2 protein-coding genes are annotated in these 866 nt (G+C 62.1%); one reads left to right on the forward strand and one right to left on the reverse strand.

From position 1 onward, the window contains the following. Positions 1-205: 205 nt before the first annotated feature. Entirely contained in the window at positions 206-460 is a 255-nt protein-coding gene (locus tag H8A95_RS43270; RefSeq protein WP_229188484.1) for a hypothetical protein, read from the reverse strand. Between the two features lie 184 nt (positions 461-644). Here H8A95_RS43270 and H8A95_RS43275 point away from each other — a divergent pair, with 184 nt between their 5' ends. Beyond that, the gene (locus H8A95_RS43275) at positions 645-866 is read left to right on the forward strand and encodes a hypothetical protein (protein ID WP_163158569.1); all 222 of its coding nucleotides are present in this window, start codon (positions 645-647) and stop codon (positions 864-866) included.

Genomic DNA, 866 nt, shown 5'->3' on the forward strand with positions numbered 1-866 from the left:
GAGCCAGATGCGATTAGGTGCTGCCGCGAATCAGGCGAGGGGACACTTGCGCAATTTCGGAATATTAGAAGAATGCCTCTGAGTTGCCCGACGTGTCAAGTTGCTTGGTTCGAACGCCGGCCGCCGCCGGCTACTTTGCATGGGGTTGTTTTCGATATTTTGGCAACGCCCCCTGCGACGTCTCCATAACTTGATATTGCTCTAGCTAGTCGGTGGGGTGGCGGCCGGTGCGCGGATTGAGTGGCGCGGTCGGCTGCCGCCGCAGCGCCTCGGGAAGGAACGCCTCGTCATGCTTCGGCGAGGCGTCGGCACGCACATCGGCGGCCCATTGCGCCCGTTCGTGCGGCGTCTGGTTGTCGCAGAACGTCCGCTTCACGTCGACCCCGCCGACGGGGTCGTTGACGCCGTTCTGGCTCGCTGGATGGTCGACGCCGTTGTGGATGTCACTGGAGTTGCCCATCACGTCCTCCACGCCTGGTTACTCAGGACCAACGTCGCCCGTGCGAGCGCTGTTCCAAAAGAGCGCGTTCCAAAAAAGTGAAGGACTGGAGGTATCGCCTGCCGCCGGAATCCTTGGCGCGTGCGAGGTCAGCCGGTAGGATGGAACCCGGATCGTAGTCAGGGACCAAGGGAAAGAGCGGGGAATGAAGCATGTCGACGTCGCGGTGATTGCAGCCACGCTGTGGCTGCTGGCGTCGATGGTGCTGGACATCCTGACGCCGAAGTCGATCACGGTGTTCATGATCGCTGCCGCGCTTGCCCCGCCGTTCCTGATCGGGATCGGCATCCATTTCGCGCGCGAATATTTCAAGGCGAAGCGGCGCAGCTACCGGCCGCCGCAGCTCGACGAACACTTCGAGAACTAG

The organism is Bradyrhizobium oropedii (assembly GCF_020889685.1).
Lineage (GTDB): Bacteria > Pseudomonadota > Alphaproteobacteria > Rhizobiales > Xanthobacteraceae > Bradyrhizobium > Bradyrhizobium oropedii.